General features: G+C 36.7%; 18 protein-coding genes. 1 reads left to right on the forward strand and 17 read right to left on the reverse strand.

Features of this window, described 5'->3' with window-relative positions; translation table 11 throughout:
* The 8 genes from rpsP to DW114_RS21450 all read right to left on the reverse strand — a co-directional run bounded on the left by rpsP (window position 1) and on the right by DW114_RS21450 (window position 7,489).
* Window positions 1-273 carry a 30S ribosomal protein S16 gene (gene rpsP, locus DW114_RS02815; protein ID WP_117452213.1) on the reverse strand — a complete coding sequence of 91 codons (273 nt, stop codon included), beginning with the start codon at window positions 271-273 and terminating at the stop codon, window positions 1-3.
* Between the two features lie 130 nt (window positions 274-403).
* Window positions 404-1,810: a signal recognition particle protein gene (gene ffh, locus DW114_RS02820; protein WP_117452215.1), complete on the reverse strand. Its 1,407-nt coding sequence runs from the start codon at window positions 1,808-1,810 to the stop codon at window positions 404-406.
* A gap of 65 nt (window positions 1,811-1,875) precedes the next feature.
* Window positions 1,876-2,250, reverse strand: a complete 375-nt coding sequence (locus DW114_RS02825) for a nuclear transport factor 2 family protein (protein WP_117452217.1) — start codon at window positions 2,248-2,250, stop codon at window positions 1,876-1,878.
* Window positions 2,247-3,035: a putative RNA methyltransferase gene (locus tag DW114_RS02830; RefSeq protein WP_117452219.1), complete on the reverse strand. Its 789-nt coding sequence runs from the start codon at window positions 3,033-3,035 to the stop codon at window positions 2,247-2,249. The genes DW114_RS02825 and DW114_RS02830 overlap by 4 nt, the downstream gene beginning before the upstream one ends.
* A gap of 88 nt (window positions 3,036-3,123) precedes the next feature.
* A complete protein-coding gene (locus DW114_RS02835; protein WP_117452221.1) occupies window positions 3,124-3,354 on the reverse strand; it encodes a hypothetical protein in 231 nt (76 codons plus the stop codon).
* A gap of 45 nt (window positions 3,355-3,399) precedes the next feature.
* On the reverse strand, window positions 3,400-4,620 hold the full coding sequence (gene thiI, locus DW114_RS02840; protein WP_117452223.1) for a tRNA uracil 4-sulfurtransferase ThiI: 1,221 nt from the start codon (window positions 4,618-4,620) through the stop codon (window positions 3,400-3,402).
* Window positions 4,601-5,731, reverse strand: a complete 1,131-nt coding sequence (locus DW114_RS21445) for a cysteine desulfurase family protein (RefSeq protein WP_117518939.1) — start codon at window positions 5,729-5,731, stop codon at window positions 4,601-4,603. The genes thiI and DW114_RS21445 overlap by 20 nt, the downstream gene beginning before the upstream one ends.
* A 3-nt stretch (window positions 5,732-5,734) precedes the next feature.
* Window positions 5,735-7,489, reverse strand: a complete 1,755-nt coding sequence (locus DW114_RS21450) for a septation ring formation regulator EzrA (RefSeq protein ID WP_117518938.1) — start codon at window positions 7,487-7,489, stop codon at window positions 5,735-5,737.
* Window positions 7,490-7,807: 318 nt separating this feature from the next.
* On the opposite strand from DW114_RS21450, the gene rpsD reads away from it, so the two are divergent.
* Entirely contained in the window at window positions 7,808-8,410 is a 603-nt protein-coding gene (rpsD, locus tag DW114_RS02850) for a 30S ribosomal protein S4 (protein WP_117452225.1), read from the forward strand.
* Window positions 8,411-8,442: 32 nt separating this feature from the next.
* Here rpsD and DW114_RS02855 read toward each other — a convergent pair whose 3' ends face one another.
* The 9 genes from DW114_RS02855 to rny form a co-directional block, all read right to left on the reverse strand.
* A complete protein-coding gene (locus tag DW114_RS02855) occupies window positions 8,443-8,754 on the reverse strand; it encodes a single-stranded DNA-binding protein (RefSeq protein ID WP_117452227.1) in 312 nt (103 codons plus the stop codon).
* A 155-nt stretch (window positions 8,755-8,909) separates the two neighbouring features.
* A complete protein-coding gene (gene yfmH / locus DW114_RS02860; RefSeq protein WP_117452229.1) occupies window positions 8,910-10,190 on the reverse strand; it encodes an EF-P 5-aminopentanol modification-associated protein YfmH in 1,281 nt (426 codons plus the stop codon).
* The gene (gene yfmF, locus DW114_RS02865; protein ID WP_117452231.1) at window positions 10,171-11,427 is read right to left on the reverse strand and encodes an EF-P 5-aminopentanol modification-associated protein YfmF; all 1,257 of its coding nucleotides are present in this window, start codon (window positions 11,425-11,427) and stop codon (window positions 10,171-10,173) included. The genes yfmH and yfmF overlap by 20 nt, the downstream gene beginning before the upstream one ends.
* Window positions 11,428-11,532: 105 nt before the next feature.
* A complete protein-coding gene (locus DW114_RS02870; RefSeq protein WP_117452233.1) occupies window positions 11,533-13,914 on the reverse strand; it encodes a DNA translocase FtsK in 2,382 nt (793 codons plus the stop codon).
* A 30-nt stretch (window positions 13,915-13,944) separates the two neighbouring features.
* Window positions 13,945-15,603, reverse strand: coding sequence for a ribonuclease J (locus tag DW114_RS02875; protein WP_117452235.1), 1,659 nt, complete (start codon window positions 15,601-15,603; stop codon window positions 13,945-13,947).
* Window positions 15,604-15,766: 163 nt separating this feature from the next.
* A complete protein-coding gene (gene miaB / locus DW114_RS02880) occupies window positions 15,767-17,203 on the reverse strand; it encodes a tRNA (N6-isopentenyl adenosine(37)-C2)-methylthiotransferase MiaB (RefSeq protein ID WP_117452237.1) in 1,437 nt (478 codons plus the stop codon).
* Window positions 17,204-17,278: 75 nt separating this feature from the next.
* The gene (locus tag DW114_RS02885; RefSeq protein WP_117452238.1) at window positions 17,279-17,452 is read right to left on the reverse strand and encodes a 4Fe-4S binding protein; all 174 of its coding nucleotides are present in this window, start codon (window positions 17,450-17,452) and stop codon (window positions 17,279-17,281) included.
* A gap of 125 nt (window positions 17,453-17,577) precedes the next feature.
* Window positions 17,578-18,357 carry a TIGR00282 family metallophosphoesterase gene (locus DW114_RS02890; protein WP_117452240.1) on the reverse strand — a complete coding sequence of 260 codons (780 nt, stop codon included), beginning with the start codon at window positions 18,355-18,357 and terminating at the stop codon, window positions 17,578-17,580.
* A gap of 1 nt (window position 18,358) precedes the next feature.
* The gene (gene rny, locus DW114_RS02895; RefSeq protein ID WP_117452242.1) at window positions 18,359-19,912 is read right to left on the reverse strand and encodes a ribonuclease Y; all 1,554 of its coding nucleotides are present in this window, start codon (window positions 19,910-19,912) and stop codon (window positions 18,359-18,361) included.
* Between the last annotated feature and the right edge of the window lie 145 nt (window positions 19,913-20,057).

The raw sequence follows: 20,057 nt of genomic DNA on the forward strand, positions 1-20,057 counted from the left end.
TTATTTAGCGTTTTTTTCTTCGTGGAAACGTTTCATGATACCCTGTTTTGACAGGATGTTACGAACTGTATCTGTAGGCTGAGCACCATCGTTCAACCATTTCATTGCAAGTTCTTCATTTAATGTAACGTTTGCAGGGTTTGTTGTTGGATTGTAAGTACCGATTGCTTCGATAATACGTCCATCTCTAGGTGAACGTGAGTCAGCAGCTACTATTCTGTAGAAAGGTTTTCCTTTAGAACCCATTCTTTTTAATCTTAATTTAACAGCCATGTTAATTCCTCCTATTTATCTTTTTACCTGTCTTAGTATACCATAGATTTTAAGGGTGTCAAGTATTTTTACTTTACACCTTGCATTTTTTTCGTATTCCATAGAAAAAGCAAGGATTTCTCCTTACTTTCTATCTTCTTTTCTTATTTTTTTTCATGGCTTTATTCATAGCACGCATTTGTTTCATGCCACCAAGAGCACCCATGCCACCCATACCAGGCATTTTGCCACCTTTTGCCATACTGGACATCTGCTTCATAACAGTCTTCATTTTTTCAAATTCATTGATACAGCGATTAACATCCGCAACGCTTGTTCCACTACCTTTGGCAATACGATTTTTGCGGCTTGCTCTTAAGATACTAGGATTTTCACGTTCCTCTGGTGTCATACTCAAAATGATGGCTTTACTTTTCTTTAATTTACTGTCTGCTTTATCTTCATCAATCTGCCCTGCCATCTGTGAGAAGCCAGGAATCAGCTTCATCATGCCCCCTAATGAACCCATTTTTTCAATTTGTTCATATTGTACCAGCATATCAGTCAAAGTAAATTGACCATTCATCATACGATTTGCACTCTTTGCACTTGCTTCCATATCCATCTTTTCCTGTGCCTGTTCCACAAGTGATAAGATATCTCCCATACCCAGAATACGATCTGCCATACGATCTGGATGGAATACATCCAAATCTTCAATTTTTTCACCTAAACCAACGAATTTAACAGGTACATTGGTAATTGCACGTACAGATAAAATTCCACCGCCACGAGAATCACCATCAAGCTTTGTTAAAACAAGACCTGTTACATCCAATTGTTCATGGAAACTGTTTGCCACATTGACGATATCCTGACCAGTCATTGCATCCACTGTCAATAAGATATCATCTGGATGTACATATGCTTTGATATCCTGTAATTCCTGCATTAGTTCTTCATCGATATGCAAACGGCCGGCGGTATCAAAAATCACCGTATCATAGCCTTTTTCCTGTGCATACGCCATTGCTTTCTGAGCAGTTTCCAATGCTTTTGTTTCTACACCTAAAGAGAAAACCTCAACACCGATGGTTTCTCCTAGTGTTTTTAACTGTTCGATTGCAGCTGGACGAATTACATCACATGCAACCAATAATGGATTACGGCTTTGTTTCTTTTTGATTACATTCGCAATTTTTGCACTGGCTGTGGTTTTACCAGTACCCTGTAAACCAACCATCATGATGGTTGTTAGACCCATTGCCTTATAATTTAATGGCGCATCCTGCGTTCCAAGTAAATCAACGATTTCATCATGAACGATTTTTACGACCATCTGTCCAGGATTTAATGATGTCATAACTTCCGTGCCCATTGCTTTTTCTTTTACACGGGCAATAAAATCTTTAACGACACCATAGTTGACATCCGCTTCCAATAAAGACATACGTACTTCACGTAGCATGTCATTCATATTTTTTTCTGTTAACTTACCTTTTCCTGTTATATTTTTAAACGTTTTCTGTAAACGATCACTTAATGATTCAAATGCCATTATTAAATTCCGCCTTTCTCATTACATTCTTGTTTATTATATCATAGCAAAATTGTTTATAAAAGCTATTTCATGGTAATTTCTACATGTGGCAGTGTGGATTGATATTCTCTCACTTCACATATCCGGCCAAATTCATCAAAAGTGATCAAAGATACACCCTCAAAAGCATCTTCATCTCCATCATATAATGTTTGAAAATACCATGTCACAATACTTTTATTGCCGCATTCCATATAATCATGAATATCCCATACGATCACTTTCCCAAAACGCATCCATTCATCAAACCATTTGAGTATTTGCTCCAATCCTCGATAATACGGTCCATAACATTCATAATATGTAATATCATTTGAAAATATTTCCGGCCAGATCGTACGATCTTGTATCAGCCAGCTTTCAAAGTACGATTGTATCATTGTTTTCCTATCCATCATGCCTCTTCCTTTCGATATATCGTAATATGAAATGATACCCTTGTGGTCAACGCAGATAAAGAAAGCAGATGTTCCACGCTTTCCTTTGGTGTACGCCAATAGTAAGGTGTCATTTGAAATAATGCTTTGATATCATGTGCATTTTGTAAATCAATGGTGTATTCCAACAGTTCTTCATGACATAATGTAAACCCTGCATAACCAGTTTCTACAGTATTTTCATATACATCTTTATATAGCTCCTGTTTCATTTCCAACAGATGTTTAGGACCAGGTCCTACTTTGATAAAGTATCCACCTGGTTTTAACACCCTGGCATTTTCTTTCATATCCACTGGCGCAAATACAGATAGTACGCTATCACAGCTTTCATCTGATAATGGCATATGAAAAATATTGCACACACCATAAAATACCCCATTGTGTGCTTTACAAGCTTCATCCACTGCATATTTGGATAAGTCAAAGCCATAGGTATCACATTGTAATGCGTCATGTATGGCATTGGTATAAAAGCCCTGACCACATCCTGCATCTGCCAGTGTCTTTATTTGTTTATCTTTTAATAGTTCAATCAAACGATTTTTTAAAGGAGCATAGTATCCATGGCTTAAAAAAATCGTTCTCGCCTTCACCATTTCCTTATCATCCCCGGTTGCTTTATGATTGCCTAACAAAAGATTAACATACCCGCGTTTGGCTATATCAAAGCTGTGATGGTTCACACATTGATAACAGTGTTTCGTTTTTATTAATTCACTTTTACATTTTGGACATTCTAACATTTTCTTCTCTCCATTCTTTCTTATTTTACCATACCTCAGACGACAAAAAAAGAAGGATTCTTCTGAATTGAAAAATCCTTCTCCTTTATTAACGATCCTGGTTCTGGTTGAACTTGTTGTTGTTCTGGTTATTGTTTCTCTGATTGTTGTTCATTTTGTTGTTGGCTTCGTTTTTGAAGTCTTTTCCGCAATTTTCAACATCATATTCACGCTGATGGTTTCTCTTTTCAGATTCTACATCTGCGCCTAATTCAATACCCATTTCGTACTGATATAAGTCCTGTTGAACTTGTTCGTTATGCTGATTTCTTCTTTCCATTTTTATCACCTCGATAATAGTATGGAGATGATTTCAAGATTTATACTAAAAAATATTTTCGTTATCTTCTTCACCAATCTTGCTGGTTGGATATAAATTGATGCTCTCTGTTTTTTCTATGCATTCATCAATTAATTTATCCCAGTCAAATCTGGATTCCAGATGTTCCGCCTTGTGTATTGTAGGCTTTGTCACTGGATTTTTTGGAGTAAAGATCGTACAGCAGTCTTCAAAAGGCTGAATAGAGATATCATATGTATCAATCTTCTTCGCAATGTCGATGATTTCTAATTTATCAAGACATGCCACTGGACGAATCACTGGCATATTGGTTACACAGTTGATTGTCTGCATGCTTTCTAATGTCTGACTGGCAACCTGTCCAATACTTTCACCGTTCACAATCGCTAGACAGTTTTGTTTCTCAGCTAAACGCTGGGCAATACGATACATCATACGTCGCATAATGGTAATTGCATAAGACTCATCACAGTTTTGGTAAATGGCAAGCTGTAAATCCGTAAATGGTACAATATGTACACGGATATGCCCCTGGTATGGCGCAAGTTTTGTGGCTAACTGTAAAACTTTTTCCTGAGCCGCTTTGCTGGTATATGGTGGAGATGCATAATGAATGCATTCAATTGCAACGCCACGCTTCATCGTCAGATAGCTTGCGACTGGTGAATCAATTCCTCCAGAAAGCATGACCATTCCTTTTCCACCTACACCAACAGGATATCCACCTGCACCAGCAATTTTGCCGGTCATGATATAGGTATCAAATTCATGTACCTCCACCTGAATACGAAGCTGTGGTTCTTTTACATTTACGCGTAAAGATGTGTTGCGCAGGATTTCTCCCGCTAATTCACGATTGATTTCATCAGAAATCATTGGAAAACGCTTAAAGCTTCTGCGTGCAATGATTTTGAATGTTTCTGCGTCGCTTTGCTGGGCAATGATCAATGCTGTTTTCTTCATTTCTTCAATATCGGTCGCAACTTTTATCGCAAATGAAAATGAAGAAATACCAAATACTTTCTGTAAATGTTCACTTACTTCATGTGGATCTTCCCCATGCAGCATGATATACATACGATCATGAGTACGCTCATAAGTTAATTTGTCATAATCACGCAATGCATTTTTCACATTGGTTAATAGACGCTTGATAAAATCTTTTTTGTTCTTTCCTTTTGTACTTAATTCTCCAAAACGCACCAATATATGGTCGTATTGTAGTTTATTTTGTTCGATAGTCATGAATAACCTCCTTGATTGCTTTCACGAATAATTCTAATTCCTCCATTGTGGTCATATGTGACATGGAAATACGTATGGCATGTGTTGCCCTTAATTCCCCAAGTCCCATTTCCAATAATACATGGGATATTGCTTTACTCTTTGATGAACAGGTGCTTTGCGCAGATACCGCAAACCCTTTATCATTTAAAGCATTCAACATTACCTCACTGCCAATACACAACACAGATATATTTAATATATAAGGAGATGTCACTTCTGGTGAGTTGATCACAATATCTTCACATGTTGATAATGCTTCCCGAAGCCATGTATTCAGTTTTTTTACATAGGTATAATTGTCATTCAGACTTTCCAGTGCTAAACGCAATGTCTTAGCCAATACGATATCCGCTGGCGCATTGCTAGTGCCTGCACGAAGTCCTTCTTCCTGTTGACCACCACTGATTAAAGGCAAAACCTGTATGTTTTTCTTCTTATAAAATAAGGCGCTGCCCTTTAGACCATAGATTTTATGCGCAGAAAAAGTAGCCATATCTACATCTTTTAAATCTACCGGAATTTTTCCTAATGCCTGTACCCCATCCATATGAAAAGCTGCCCGTGAATTTTGATGAACATAATCAGCACATTCCTTGATTGGATTGATTGCCCCTGTTTCATTGTTTACCATCATCATAGATACTAATATGGTATCTTTACGTAATGCTTTCTTTAAATCTTCTAAAGAAACAACGCCTTTCTCATTGACTGGTAAATACGTCACTTCAAAGCCAAAGCTTTCCTCTAACTGTTTCATTGCATTGGTAATAGAACTGTGCTCCACACAGGTCGTAATCAAATGTTTGCCTTTTCTTTGATTTGCCCATGCATATGCTTTTGTCGCATAATTGTTAGATTCACTTGCACAGGAAGTGAAAAATATCTCATCTTTCTGAACATGGAAAAGCTGTGCAATATTTGCACGGCTTTGTTCCATCAATCTGGCACTTTCACGTCCGATATCATGTAAAGAATCACTATTCCCATAATATTTTGATAATAACATTGTATATGTATCTAATACTTCTTTACGTATTGGCGTTGTTGAAGCATAATCTAAATAAATCATCTTTTATGCCTCCTGTCGTAATAAACTTGTGTCGTCTTTATTGATTAGTTTTTCATATGCTCCCGGATGCATTTTTTCAATACACTGGATACCAATCTTTAAAGCCTTTGTATATTGTCCGTTACGGAAACACAGTTCTGCACGTGTTAATTCTGAATCTATTTCAGGATACGTACTGCGGTAACGGTTACCAAATACAATCGTATTTTCAACCATAATTGCCATACCAACCAGATTATTCACACTATTGTATAAGGTATAAATATAATCAATTGCAACTTTCAATTCTTTATTCAGCTCTTTCACATCCAATGGAGAGTTGTCTAAAATCACTTTGATATCTTTGATCATGCGCTCTGCTTTATGCAGATCTTCTTCGTATTTCTGTGATACGCTAGGAAGTCTGTGTTTACGCATTTTCACCTGAATCTCATTTACAATCAACTGTAATTTTACAAGCTGTTTTTTCGCACGTTCTTCATCACTACATGCGTTGTTCAGCTTAGTTTTCATCTCCACAACTTCACCAGCAAACACTGCAGTACTTTGTTCAAGTTCACGATAACTGATAAGCAAGGTAGAATATGGTACACTATGTTCACTCATAATTCTATCAACACTGCGTTTCATATCATTTAATGCTGCCAGCTTTTCACTTGTTTCTTTCAAACGCAATGTCCAGTTTTCAAAGCCAAAACGTTCATAAACTTTTCCATACAGCTTTTCGATATCTTCTACATCCTGATTGATGGTACGAATACTATCATAAAGGATATCAATATTACTGCTGACCTCTTCAAATGCTTTTTCTTCTTTGGAAATCTGTTCTTGCAGCTGAACAATACGTTTTTCACAATCATTCAAATCTTCATGAACACCCTGTGGATCTCCATTTCTCAATTTATTTAAATCATTCTTCAGCATATCGCTGATAACTTCCAAATTACGTTTTACTTCTAAATGTTCTAAATAAATGCCTTTATTTCTAGCTTGTGCATAATTGTATCCCACTTCATCGATTGCTCTTGGCAAAACACCTTTCGCACGTTCATACATAGAAGGCAATACATCTGTTAATTCTTCTAATGCCTTGATAGCATCACCGATTTCTTTTTGCTGATCTGCTGCTTTATTAAATTCAGACGCAAACATCCATTCTTCAAAAGATGAGAACATCTTTTCTATACGTACGATTTCTTTATCCAGATATTCATTGCTTTGATTATAAGAAGTTTTATTATCTGCGATTTTTTTCTTCAATGAACGGAATTTCTCTTTTAAACGATTGATATGCACACGTTGTTCGTTTTCTTGCTCCAGAATTCCATCCAGTGTTTCATTGATCTTATTTACGTTTTCTTCACATACTTTCAGATCTTCCTCCAACTCCTGCATTTTATTTCTGGCTTTTTTGCTTTTGTGTACATAAATCAAATCATCAATTTCCGCTAACTGTACACTACAATCCTTTAGTTTTTCCTGTACGATATCAAAAGCACTCTTACAGCTGTCCACTGCTTCTGCTATCATTTCATTTACACGGGATAAAGCAACTGCTTTATTCAGTTTAAATGCCAGTGGCACACCTTTCAATGTGTTATATCGAAGTTCCATATCTTCCAGCATTTTACGTGCTTTCTTTTTTCTTAACGCCATAATGACAATCGTCAAAATAATCAATGCGATCAATGCGATAATAATGTAAATCAGTATATCAATTGAAACGACGTTTTTGATATTGTTGATAAAGTTTTCCATGCCGACACCTCTTTATTTCTCATTGCCTATATTGTATCATATTTTTCTCCGTTATAAAACGTAATTTAAATAGGAAATATAAGAAAATAATCCTGAAAATTGATTGACAACAAAAGTTAGATTTGTTATAGTAAAGTGGCGTAAAATTGATAGCAGCATACAAAGTCTTGCATAGTTTAGCGTTTCTGACGTGTTATACGGGATATTGTGTAACCTGGCTGCCAGGCGAAGATATCGTGAGCAGAAACACAGTGTAATGATGATTTGTATCGTACTGTTATTGTTTTATAGCTTATAAAACAATAAGGAGGACATAAAATGTCAAGAATTAATGGACCGGTTTGGAAAACATCCCGCCGTCTTGGTTTCTCAATTTTAGAAACTGGAGAAGAATTACAGAAACGTGCTTATGCACCTGGTCAGCACGGACCTACAAAACGTGTAAAACTTACCAACTATGGTATGCAGTTACGTGAAAAACAGAAAATTCGTTTCATGTATGGCTTAAATGAACGTCAGTTCTATAACACTTTCCAGAAAGCTAGTAAAATGAAAGGTGTTAAGGGCGACAACTTCTTAGCATTACTTGAATCAAGATTAGATAACATCGTTTACCGTTTAGGATTTGCTAGAACTCGTCGTGCAGCTCGTCAGCTGGTTAACCACGGACACATTTTAGTAAATGGTAAAAAAGTTGATATCCCAAGTTTCGTATGTAAACCTGGTATGACAATCGAAGTTAAAGAAAAATCTAAAAACATGAAAGCTATCACAGAAGCTTTAGAAGCTAGCTTAAATACTGTAGCATTCGTTGACGTTGACAAAGACGCTAAGAAAGGTACTTACCTTCGTCTTCCAGAACGTTCTGAATTAAACCAGGAATTCAACGAACTGCTTGTAGTAGAATTCTACAACAGATAGTCTTAAAAAAAACAACCGATTTGGTTGTTTTTTTATTGCAATATAGATACATGTTCTGCAATGATATCATATGCACTGCGCATCATGCCATCTCTGCCTTCATATTCATGTGCCTGTAATCTACCTTTTACAGAAATCCAGTCACCCGGACGGCAGGTATTGATCGTTGTTTCTGCAATTCCCTTCCATAACGTCACAGATATCTTATCTGTATCAAGGGTTCCATCACTGTTTTGAAAGTTACGGTTAACCTCCATGATCATGGTCGCAAACTTATTGCCTGCATTGGATTCTTTCAATACCGGCATCTCTTTTACTTTACCTACAAATGCTACTACGTTCATTTTCATCATTCCTTTCTTTTTATCTATTATGATGGATATTCAAAAGGAATGCAAAAATCCGTATTTGCATAAAAATCATCTTTTTTTACATTTTTTCCTGATTTCAGTTATAAAAATGTAAATTTATTTGATGAATCTGCAAATACGGACTTTTTTTATTTATTTTCTGGTAAAAGATCAATCACACAGAAATTGTCGACATCTATCATCTGACAGGCATCTTTTACATCCTGTAGTGTAATATCATATAATACATCCATAGAAGCAAAGAAATCGCTTTGATCAAAATAATTACGTACCATGGTAATCGCAATATCATCAAAGCAGTTTAAGCTTCGTAAAGATTGTCCATAGTAACGCTTTTTCAACTGTTCAAGTAAACTTTCAGAAATACCTTCCTGCTTAATCTTTTGAACAATATCCTTTACAATCGCTAAGAATGCTTCTTTTTTATTTGTTTCACTATAAAACATCATCATGCCATAATCTTTACCCAGATCGACATCACTGCCCACAAAATCATTGATAATACCTTCATCCAGCCATTTCTGGAAGTCTGGATTTAATGATGAGAAGGTCGCATCCAATACCATACGGATTGCCCACTCCTTTTTGATACGTTCATAAATATCTTCTACACCACGCATCTTATACGCAATGGAAAGCTTTGGCATACTGACATCCATTTGAAATTCAAAATCTTTTCTGGCTGGTTCATAAGGCTCTTCCTGCATCATTCTTATTACCTTTTTACCTGCTGGAAAAGTTTTGGCCTGTTGGTTTTTCTTGATTTCTTTCAATAAAACTTCAGGATTTTGTGCACTGACACCCACCAAAATCATCTTACCTGGATGATAATTAATATCGTAACACTGTTTTAACTGTTCCAAAGTGATGGATGTGACACTTTCTGCATCACCACCGATATCATAGCGTAGTGGATGGTGTTTATATAAAGATGAAAATGTTTCCATCAGCAGGCGCTGATCACTCATCTGTTTATACATATTCAGCTCCTGTATGATAATTCCCTTTTCTTTTTCTACGCTTTCCTTCGTAATGGATAAATCTTGTACAAAATCTAATAATAAATGTAAAGGCTGGATGACATCTGCTGTGGTAGAAAAATAATATACTGTTTCTGTATAAGAGGTAAATGCATTCACATTGGCACCCATATTAGAAAATAAATCCATAACATCTCCATCTTCCATTTCAAACATTTTATGTTCTAAGAAATGTGCGATACCTGCAGGAAAATCATATTCTTTCCCATTTTCATCCTTTTGTTTCATGTCTAACGCCCCTAATGGCGTTGCCATCATAAACAGACTTTTCGCATAATCTGGTTTCTGCCATAAAACAACATGTAATCCATTATCCAAGGTTTCTTCTACATAACTTTCCTGATAACGTTTATTCTCCTTCTTGATCATGAGCATCATCCTCCTTTGTGACAATCAGCGTTTGTTTCAATTCACAACGGGAAATCACGCGAAGCACGTCTTCTCTTGTGACTTTTTGTATAAGTGAAATGATATCTTCACTTGTATAATTGCGTTGTAAAAGTGTGTTTTGATATGCAAGAGCAATCAATGAATTCATAGAATCATCACTTGCTCGAAGAGAATTGATGATCATCGTTTTACTTACTTCCATTAATTCATCTTTAAAATCGCCATTTTTTAATCGTTCAAACTGTTCCATAATCAGTGTTCTAGTCTTTTCAATATTTTCTTTTTCTATACCCGTTGTTACACCCAGTGCAGCATCATAACTGATAAGATTACTGAAGATAGAATAACATAAACTGTTTTTCTCACGTACTTCCTGAAACAAAAGACTTGTAGAATATTGACCAAACATTGCATTCGCAACACGCAAGGCGTAATAATCTTTATCAACTGCACTTGTGTTGGTGAACCATGTCATCATGATATAACTTTGAGAAATATTTTTATACTGTTGTGCCACTTCCGCATGTAAATCATTTTGGGCTACATAATAGCTTTCAAAAGCGGTCTTTCTTGGTGTAAAGTTCAACTGGGAAGCGATGGTTTCCATCATATCTTCTTGGATATCGCCACAAATCATAATATCAATTTGATCATGTTGAATCATATCTTCATAAACCTTTTTGATATCATCTAAACATAAGGCTTCCACATCCTGTTTTTCACCTAGTGCAGAAATACCCAGAGAAGTATTTTTACCTGCCAGCTTTAAACACTCATTAATGACATATTGTGCCGGATCATCTAACATTCGTTTAATTTTTGATAATAAAATATGTTTTGATTCTTCAAATGCTTCCTCACTTAATAAAGGAGAAAACAAGATTTCTTTTAAAAAGCTCAGCCATTCTGTAAGGATATCTTCCTTTTCATCCACAAAACAGGGATGTATAATTTTACTTCTGATTTCAATGATCTGACTTGAACCATATCCTGCCGTCTGTGCATTCAGGGTAGCTCCATATAAGGCATCCTGTTCATCACTCATTTTTTTCTTTGTATCATAGTGTTTACTGCGATCACACAGCATCAATGCCAAAAGACTTCTTGCGCATGCTGTTTTTCGTTCCAAGGTATTTTGAAAACGTATACTGATTCCAATATCTTTAAATTTCTTTGTCTGTATTTTATGCAGTCTGACTCCTGTTGTTATGTCCATTCTAAAACCTCCATATCCTTAGTATAAACATGTATTACTATTTTAACACAAACAGTATCTTTAAACACTGTCTGTTTCAAAAAAACAACTCCTGAATGTCAGGAGTTATTCCATTTCTTCTTGTTCACTCTTTGCGTACACTTCTCTTGGCTTACTGCCACGGCTTGGTCCAACGATTCCTTTTTCTTCTAGGGTATCGATTAAACGTGCTGCCCTCGCATATCCAATACTGAATTTACGCTGAATCAGTGATGTACTTGCTTTTCTGGTCTGTATAATGAATTCTTTTACTTCTTCATAAAGAGGGTCACTGACATCATCGCCAGAGGAGCCCATACTGTTATCTAACGCTTCTAACCGAAGGAATGCGTCTTCATATTTAGGTTTTGCCTGTTTTGACACAAAATCACAGATTGCCTGAACTTCATCATCTGATACAAATACTCCCTGTACACGTGTTGCGACAGTTTCTCCAACAGGTACATACAGCATATCTCCATAACCTAACAGTTTTTCTGCGCCCATTTGATCAAGAATTGTTCTTGAGTCAACAGCACTGGAAACAGCAAATGCAATTCTACTTGGGATATTTGCTTTGATTACACCAGTGATGACATCCACACTAGGACGCTGTGTTGCGACAATCAAATGAATACCAGCAGCACGTGCCAGCTGTGTGATACGCTGGATACTGCCTTCTACCTCTTTTGCGGCCACAAGCATTAAATCAGCTAACTCATCAATAATGACAACAATCCAAGGCAAACGCTGTAACTGTTCTTCAGGATGAGCATCCAGATACGCATTATATCCCTGTATATTTCTAACACCTGCCATGGAAAATAACTCATAGCGGTTGTCCATCATTGTCACAATGACTTTTAATGCACGATTTGCTTCTTCTCCATCTGTAATGACTGGACCAATCAAGTGTGGTACCTTTTGATATGGTGTAAATTCTACTTTTTTGGGATCGACCAGAAGCAGCTTGACTTCATCTGGTTTTGCACGCATCAGGATAGATGTAATAATGGAATTCACACATACGGACTTTCCACTACCTGTCGCACCTGCAATCAATAAATGCGGCATCTTGTTTAATTCCCCATAAACACAGTTTCCCATCAAATCTTTTCCAAGTGCAAACAGGCATTTACTGTCCGCATATTTTTCGGGTACATTCTTCATCAATTCCTTCATGCTTACCGTAGTTTTTTCTACATTTGGAATTTCAATACCCACGCTAGATTTTCCAGGAATTGGTGCTTCTATACGAATATCTTTGGCTGCCAACGCCATTTTGATATCGTTTTGAAGATTACTGATTTTATTTACACGTACGCCAAGATCTGGTTTTACTTCAAATTTTGTGACACTTGGACCAATATGTGTCGCTACAAGGGTGGCTTTGACACCAAATTCATCCAGTATTTCAATCAGCTTGCGGCCACTGTCATTGGCCGCCGCAATGTTGTTCATATTTTTATTCTTTTTGCCAGGATCTTTTAATAAGGTTAAACGCGGTAGTTTATACTTACTAAAATCCTGAGCAAACTCCGATACAAAGGTATCTTCTTTACCGATTGTTTCTTCGATGATTCGTTTATCATCCTGTTTTTTATGTTCATGGAATCCAACCACAACATCGCTGTTTGGTATGTAAGGTTCTTCTTCCGGTTCTGGTTCTACTGGTATATGCTCCTTACTGCTTTCGATATCAAAATCATCATCGATATCCAGAAAAGATACCTGACCAGGTTTTACTCGATCATCCAGACTGATTTTCCCAAGCATGGTTTCATGTTTTTGCTGGGTACGCTCTCTTGCTTCCTGTTCTCTGGCTTCTTTTTCTCTGCGACGCTGTTCTTGTTTATCATTTCGCTTTTGTTTTCTTTGTCCACCATTGCTTTTCCATGTTTGAAAGGGTTTCACCATATTGGCACCCATTGCCTTCATAGAAGCAAACGGCGCCCCACAAAGCAGTAAAATCAAACCTAAGATAACAAGTGCGCCGACAACGATCCATGTTCCTTTATAATCAAACAGAAAGGTACTTAAAGATACCAGGAAAGCACCAATCAAGCCACCTTTTGCGGCAATTTCACCTTTTAATACAAGCATGCTGTCTTTTAAAAACTTACTGAAAATATCCATACCTTTTAATGTCGTATCTTCTGGTACACTGGCCGCAATGATCCATGCCAGAAGCAACACTCCGATACCTAAAAGGTATTTTACAGGAATATCCTTCATGCTTTTTTTCAACATCATGGCAATACTGCCAATGATGACGAGGGCATAAACAACTCCATATAAGTTTCCAAATACATAGCGAATAATTCCAGTCGTTGTTTCTCCAATGAATCCGATTTGTAATCCACCAATAATGGATAACGTAATCAGCACCAGGGCATAAATGTATACCAGAATTTCATTCTCCAGTTTCTGCTTCTGTTTCGTTGATTTTCTAGTCTTAGCCTTTGCCAACGCAAACCTCGCCCCTTCCTACATAAAATTTTAAATATTAATTTCTAGAATTACAGGCAACACCATTGGACGTTTTCCTGTTTCCTTCATCAGATATTTACTGATTTTATCTCTTGCTTCTGCACGAACCTGCAAATTGTCATAACGTTTTTCTTTGACAGCAGCTTCAATACAGCGTTCCATAATATTACCAACTTCTTTGATAATATATTCTGCATCTTTTAAATAGATCAAACCTCTTGTTTGTACATCTGGTCCATTGATGACTTCTTTTGTCTTAAAGCTGACACCTACACCAACTACCATGACACCATCCGTAGATAACACTTCACGATCTTTTAATACAACACCGGTAACGTCCCAGTTTTCTTTACCATCAATCAGTGTATCTTCCAATTCCAGACGTTCACCAACACTGGTCAACACTTTGTTTTCAAACTGTGCAACCTGTCCATTGTCCAGAATTAAAATCTTATCTGGTCCATATCCCATCTTGGTCGCAAGGTTCGCATTAACATATAAATGACGATATTCACCTTTTACCGGAATATAGTATTTTGGACGGAATAAATACAGCATCATCTTTAAATCCTCACTACTTGGATGCATGGATAAAACCGTTTTTCCATCCAGTGTAAAGATTTTTCCGCCTTCTTTATAGATTTCATTTTCCATGACATTGGCATCATTTTCAGTACCACTGACAATAGGACTTGCGACAATAATGGTATCACTTGTTCTAAAGGATACAAATTTATCTTCATGATTGGCGATATTTGACATCGTACGGAATAAGTTTTTACCACTTCCTGTCAACAGGATCACGATATCTTCCATTTCATCATCGAAATTCTTTTCTGTAACCTGCATTTCTTTTGGTACACGATAGTATTTCATTTCTTCTAAAATCTTTAACATATCGCGCATATCTTTATCATGGAAGAAAATCTTACGATTGAATTTTTTAGCTAGCTCGATAATCTCAATAATACGGAATAAACTCTGTGAATAACTGGAAATCAATATTCTTCCTCTGCTTTCTTCAAAGATTGGTTCAATCAAAGAAGTTACACGATGTTTTGGTGCTGTATGTCCACTCTTATCTGCATACTGGGATTCACATAAAAGACATAATACACCTTTTTTCCCAATATCACTTAATTCATTTAAATCACACAGGAATTCTTCCTGCAGCATATCGTAATCAACGATGAATTCACCTGTATACACGATATACCCCTGATCTGTTTGAATAGCCAGACCAAAATTATCAGGAAATGCATGTGTCATTGGGAATGTTCTTACCTTGACACCACCAATTACCTGTTTGCTGGCACGTTTCATGCGATGAATCTTCGCATTCTTCACACCTTCTTTTTTCAGTGTTTCATGAATGATGTTCGCAGTTAATGGTCCTGTATAGACAGGGATGTTGATTTGTTTTAAAAGATATGGCAACGCCGCAACGACATCGTCATGTGCATGTGTAATAAAGATACCCTGAATTCGATCTTTATTTTCAATTAAATACGTAAAGTCCGGAATGATAAATTCCACTCCTAACTGGTCTGTATCCGGATATTTTAAACCGGCTTCAATAATAAATATAGCTTCATTGACTTCTACAACGTACATATTTTTTCCGTCTTCGTCAAGTCCGCCAAGCGCAAAAATGCGTACTTTATCCATAATAGTTTTACCTCCAATTTATAGTTGTTATTATGTTTTGCTGATTATAATTCTTCAAAAGCACGATAAACTGGTTATATTATACCACGTTTTTACATCTCTTAGGCGATTATTGCTTATTTTTCAAAATTTTTTCCAAGAAAAAAAGTGATTACTCACTTTTTTATAGCTGTTCTCCATCCAGAGAGAAGGTTTTCGCATCCGTAATTTTGACTTCTACAATATCTCCTGGCTCTGCATCTTTTCTTACAAAGTTCACAAGTTTATTGGTGTCTGTATATCCACTGTAAATGTCTTTGTTTTTCTTACTTGGACCATCTACCAGCACCTTTACTGTTTTACCGATATATGCCAGATTTTTTTCTAATGCATACTTATTCCAACGTTCGTTTAACTGCTGTAAACGTTCTTGTTTTTCTTCTAAAGGAATATTATCTTCCATTCGTGCCGCAGGTGTTCCTTCTCTTGGAGAATAAATAAATGTAAATGCATTATCAAATTTACATTCATCAACTAAATCCAACGTATGCTGGAACTGTTCTTTTGTTTCATTTGGGAAACCAACGATGATATCTGTAGATATTGCACATCCGGGAATCTTTTCTTCAATCTTATGAAACAGCGTTTTATATTGTTCAATAGAGTAACGTCTACCCATTAGCTTTAATACATCACTGTCACCGCTTTGCACTGGAAGATGGATAAATGGCATGATATTGTCATATTGAGCAATGACATCGACCATTTCATCACTGAAATCCCATGGATGACTTGTTGTAAAACGAATACGTTCTATACCGATTTTCGCAGTTTCTTCCAACAGTTTCGCAAATCCACCTGCAATATGTAGATCTTTTCCATATGAATTTACATTTTGACCAAGCAATGTTACTTCTTTGAATCCTTCTTGTTTTAATGTACGGATTTCATCCAATACATCCTCCATAGTACGGGAACGTTCTTTTCCTCTGGTATATGGCACAATACAATAGGTACAGAATTTATCACATCCATACATGATATTTACCCATGCTTTATGTTTGCCAAAGCGTCTGACAGGAAGATTTTCAATAACATCGCCTTCCTTGCTTAACACTTCCACACTACGTTTTCCATTCATCATAACCTGATATAATAATTCAGGCAGACGATGGATATTATGTGTTCCAAAAATCAAATCAACATGACGATATTTTTCCAATAGTGTTTTTACGATTTCTTCTTCCTGCGCCATACAGCCGCATAATCCAAATACAATATCTGGTTTTTCTCTTTTTAAACGTTTTAAAGAGCCTAATTCCCCCAGCACTTTATCTTCAGCGTTTTTTCTTATCGCACAGGTATTTAACAGGATAAAATCAGCATCCTCTGGATTATCACATGGCGTAAATGCCATTTCTTCCAGAATGCCTGCCAATGTTTCAGAATCACGTTCATTCGCCTGACATCCATAGGTACGCAAATAATATTTTTTACCCTGTCCAAGCATTTTGATCTGTTCAGGAATCTGAAACAGATTTTTTTCTATGTGTGCTTCTGCATTTGTTCTTTTTTGTGCTTCCTTTAAATCTGGAAGTGCCCAACCTGGCTGTTTTTTCATAATGATCACAACTCCTTTTTATCTATGATGTATATTTTTAAAGAATACCTTAAAAAAACCAAGCGTTTGCTTGGTTTACTGAGAGATTGCTTCAACTGGGCATGCGCTTACACATGAACCGCAGTCAATACAAGTTCCTTCATCGCATACAGATTTGCCGTCACCATTCATTGATAAAGCGCCAACTGGACAAACCCCTACACAAGCACCGCAACCGATGCAAGCATCTTCATTTACATTAACTGGCATTCTTTATTCCTCCTTTACAACCGTTTCTATTATAGCGGAAAAACGCTCATAACGCAACATTTTTATGTTATTTCGCAACATTGATATGCTTACATTGTAAAAAAGAAAGGGAACACAAGGTTCCCTTAATTCTCATCTGGTCGAATTTGAATTCGTTCTATCGCAATTGCCTGATTTGTTTTATCATCAAAGCTAACAAGTGCCCCACAAAATATTGCTGGACCTTGCGCTATTGTAAATCGTGTTTTCTCATTTGTCATGAAGCGTGTCAATATCTCATCCACATCTCTACCTAACACGCTGGTATATGCACCACACATTCCCAAGTCGGTAATAGCAGCAGTTCCACCTATGATACGCTCATCGGCTGTCTGCACATGTGTATGTGTCCCTACAACTGCCCCGATACGTCCGGCAAAGTTATACGCAAAAGCAATTTTTTCACTGGTTGCCTCCGCATGCAGATCCACAAGATAAATATCCGCATCAATATCCTGCAATACATCTTCCATACAATAGAAAGGAGAATCTACAACATCGTTCATCCATATCTCACCGCATAGATTTGTAATCGCAACTTTTTTATTTAAAACATTCACGACAATAGTACTTTCTCCGTAATCACATGGCTCCATATTGGCTGGACGTACCATTCGATCAGCATCTTCAATGAAAGTATAGATATCATTCTTGGAAAATGTATGATTCCCCATTGTGATGACATCTACGCCATAACTTAACAGCTGATGATAAATCTTACGGGTAATACCCTTTCCATGTGCGGAGTTTTCACCATTGGCAACCACCAGGTCCACTTGAAAGCGTTCCTTTAATTCGGGCAGCAGATTTTTTACAACCTCTCTGCCACTGGCACCAACAATATCTCCAATAAATAAAACATTCATACTATTTTGCTAATTCACATGATCTAGTTTCACGAATGACAGTAACCTTGATTTGACCAGGGTATGTCAATTCAGCTTCGATCTTGTCTTTGATATCACGAGCTAATTTGTGGCAGGCAATATCATCCATTTTTTCTGGAATTGCCATGACACGTACTTCTCTACCAGCCTGAATTGCATAACTGGATTCCACACCATCAAATGATTTTGTGATCTTTTCCAGTTCTTCCAGACGGTTGATGTAGTTCTGTAAAGATTCATAACGTGCACCTGGACGGGCTGCACTTAATGTATCTGCTGCAATAACCAGATTACTAATTAAGAATTCTGGTTCTACTTCCCCATGGTGTGACTGGATTGCATTTAATACAACTTCTTTTTCACCATGCTTCTTACAGAATTTATAGCCAAGTTCAATATGACTTCCCTCAACTTCAAAATCCATTGCCTTACCGATATCATGTAACAGACCTGCACGCTTTGCCAATTGTTGGTTTAAGCCAAGTTCTGCGGCCATCATACCACTTAAGTGAGCAACTTCCATACTGTGCTGTAATGCATTCTGTCCATAAGAATAACGATATTTTAAACGTCCGATCATCTTCACGATTTCACGATCAATTTTACCAATACCAAGTTTGAATACTGTATCTTCACCAGTTTTCATAATATTAGTATCCATTTCACGTTTGATCTTATTGACAACTTCTTCAATACGTCCTGGTTGAATTCTTCCATCTTTAATCAAATGCTCTAATGCAAGTCTTGCAACTTCACGACGGATTGGATCAAAACAGCTGACGGTAATTGTTTCCGGTGTATCATCAATAATCAAGTCAACACCAGTCGCCTGTTCAATTGCCTTGATATTACGTCCTTCACGTCCGATAATTCTACCTTTCATTTCTTCACTTGGTAGTGCAACAACAGAAACAGTTCGTTCAATTGCTTCATCGTTGCTTAAGCGTTGAATACTTAATGCCACAATATTTCTAGCTTTTTCATCTGCTGTCGCCTTTGCTTCTTCTTCTTTTTCTTTAATGTAAGATACTAATTCTTTTTCCATGCGTTTTTCAGTGATTGCGAATAATTCTTCTTTCGCTTCTGCAGTGGTCATCGCTGCTACACGTTCTAATTCCTGTACCTGTACATCAATCTTTGCCTGTAATTCTTTATCTTTTTTATCTAGCATTGCCATTTTATCAGCTAATTGCGCATTTTTCACATCAATTTGTTTTTCTTTACTTGTTAATGTTTCATCACGGAAATTCAGGTTGTCTTCTCTGCGTAACAGTTTGTTTTCCATATCTGTTACTTCCTGTTTTCTCTCTTTGATTTCTTTTTCTGCTGCAATCTTTAATTCATGTGCTTGTGTACGACCATCTAATACTGCTTGTTTTACCATAGAATCAGCTTTTGATTCTGCTTCCTTAAGCATTAGATTAGCCTTTTGCTGATCTTTATTTAAACCCGCTTTTGAAATTACGATCATTACAATAATTCCTAAAGCAAGACCTGTCAACCCAGATAAAAAGATGATTACGCCATTATTCATAGCATATCTCCTCCATTCATCTTGTGTTTATTTTAGGAAGTAAGTTTCTTCCTGTATTCTATTGTACCTAAAAAATAGAAATTTCACAACAGAAAAGTGTAACATTTCCCAAACAAAATGCTAAAAGCTAAAGCGTTTCCATAAT

The sequence above is a fragment of the Absiella sp. AM09-50 genome (assembly GCF_003433845.1).
In the GTDB taxonomy this organism is placed as follows: Bacteria; Bacillota_I; Bacilli_A; order Erysipelotrichales; family Erysipelotrichaceae; genus Hoskinsella; species Hoskinsella hominis.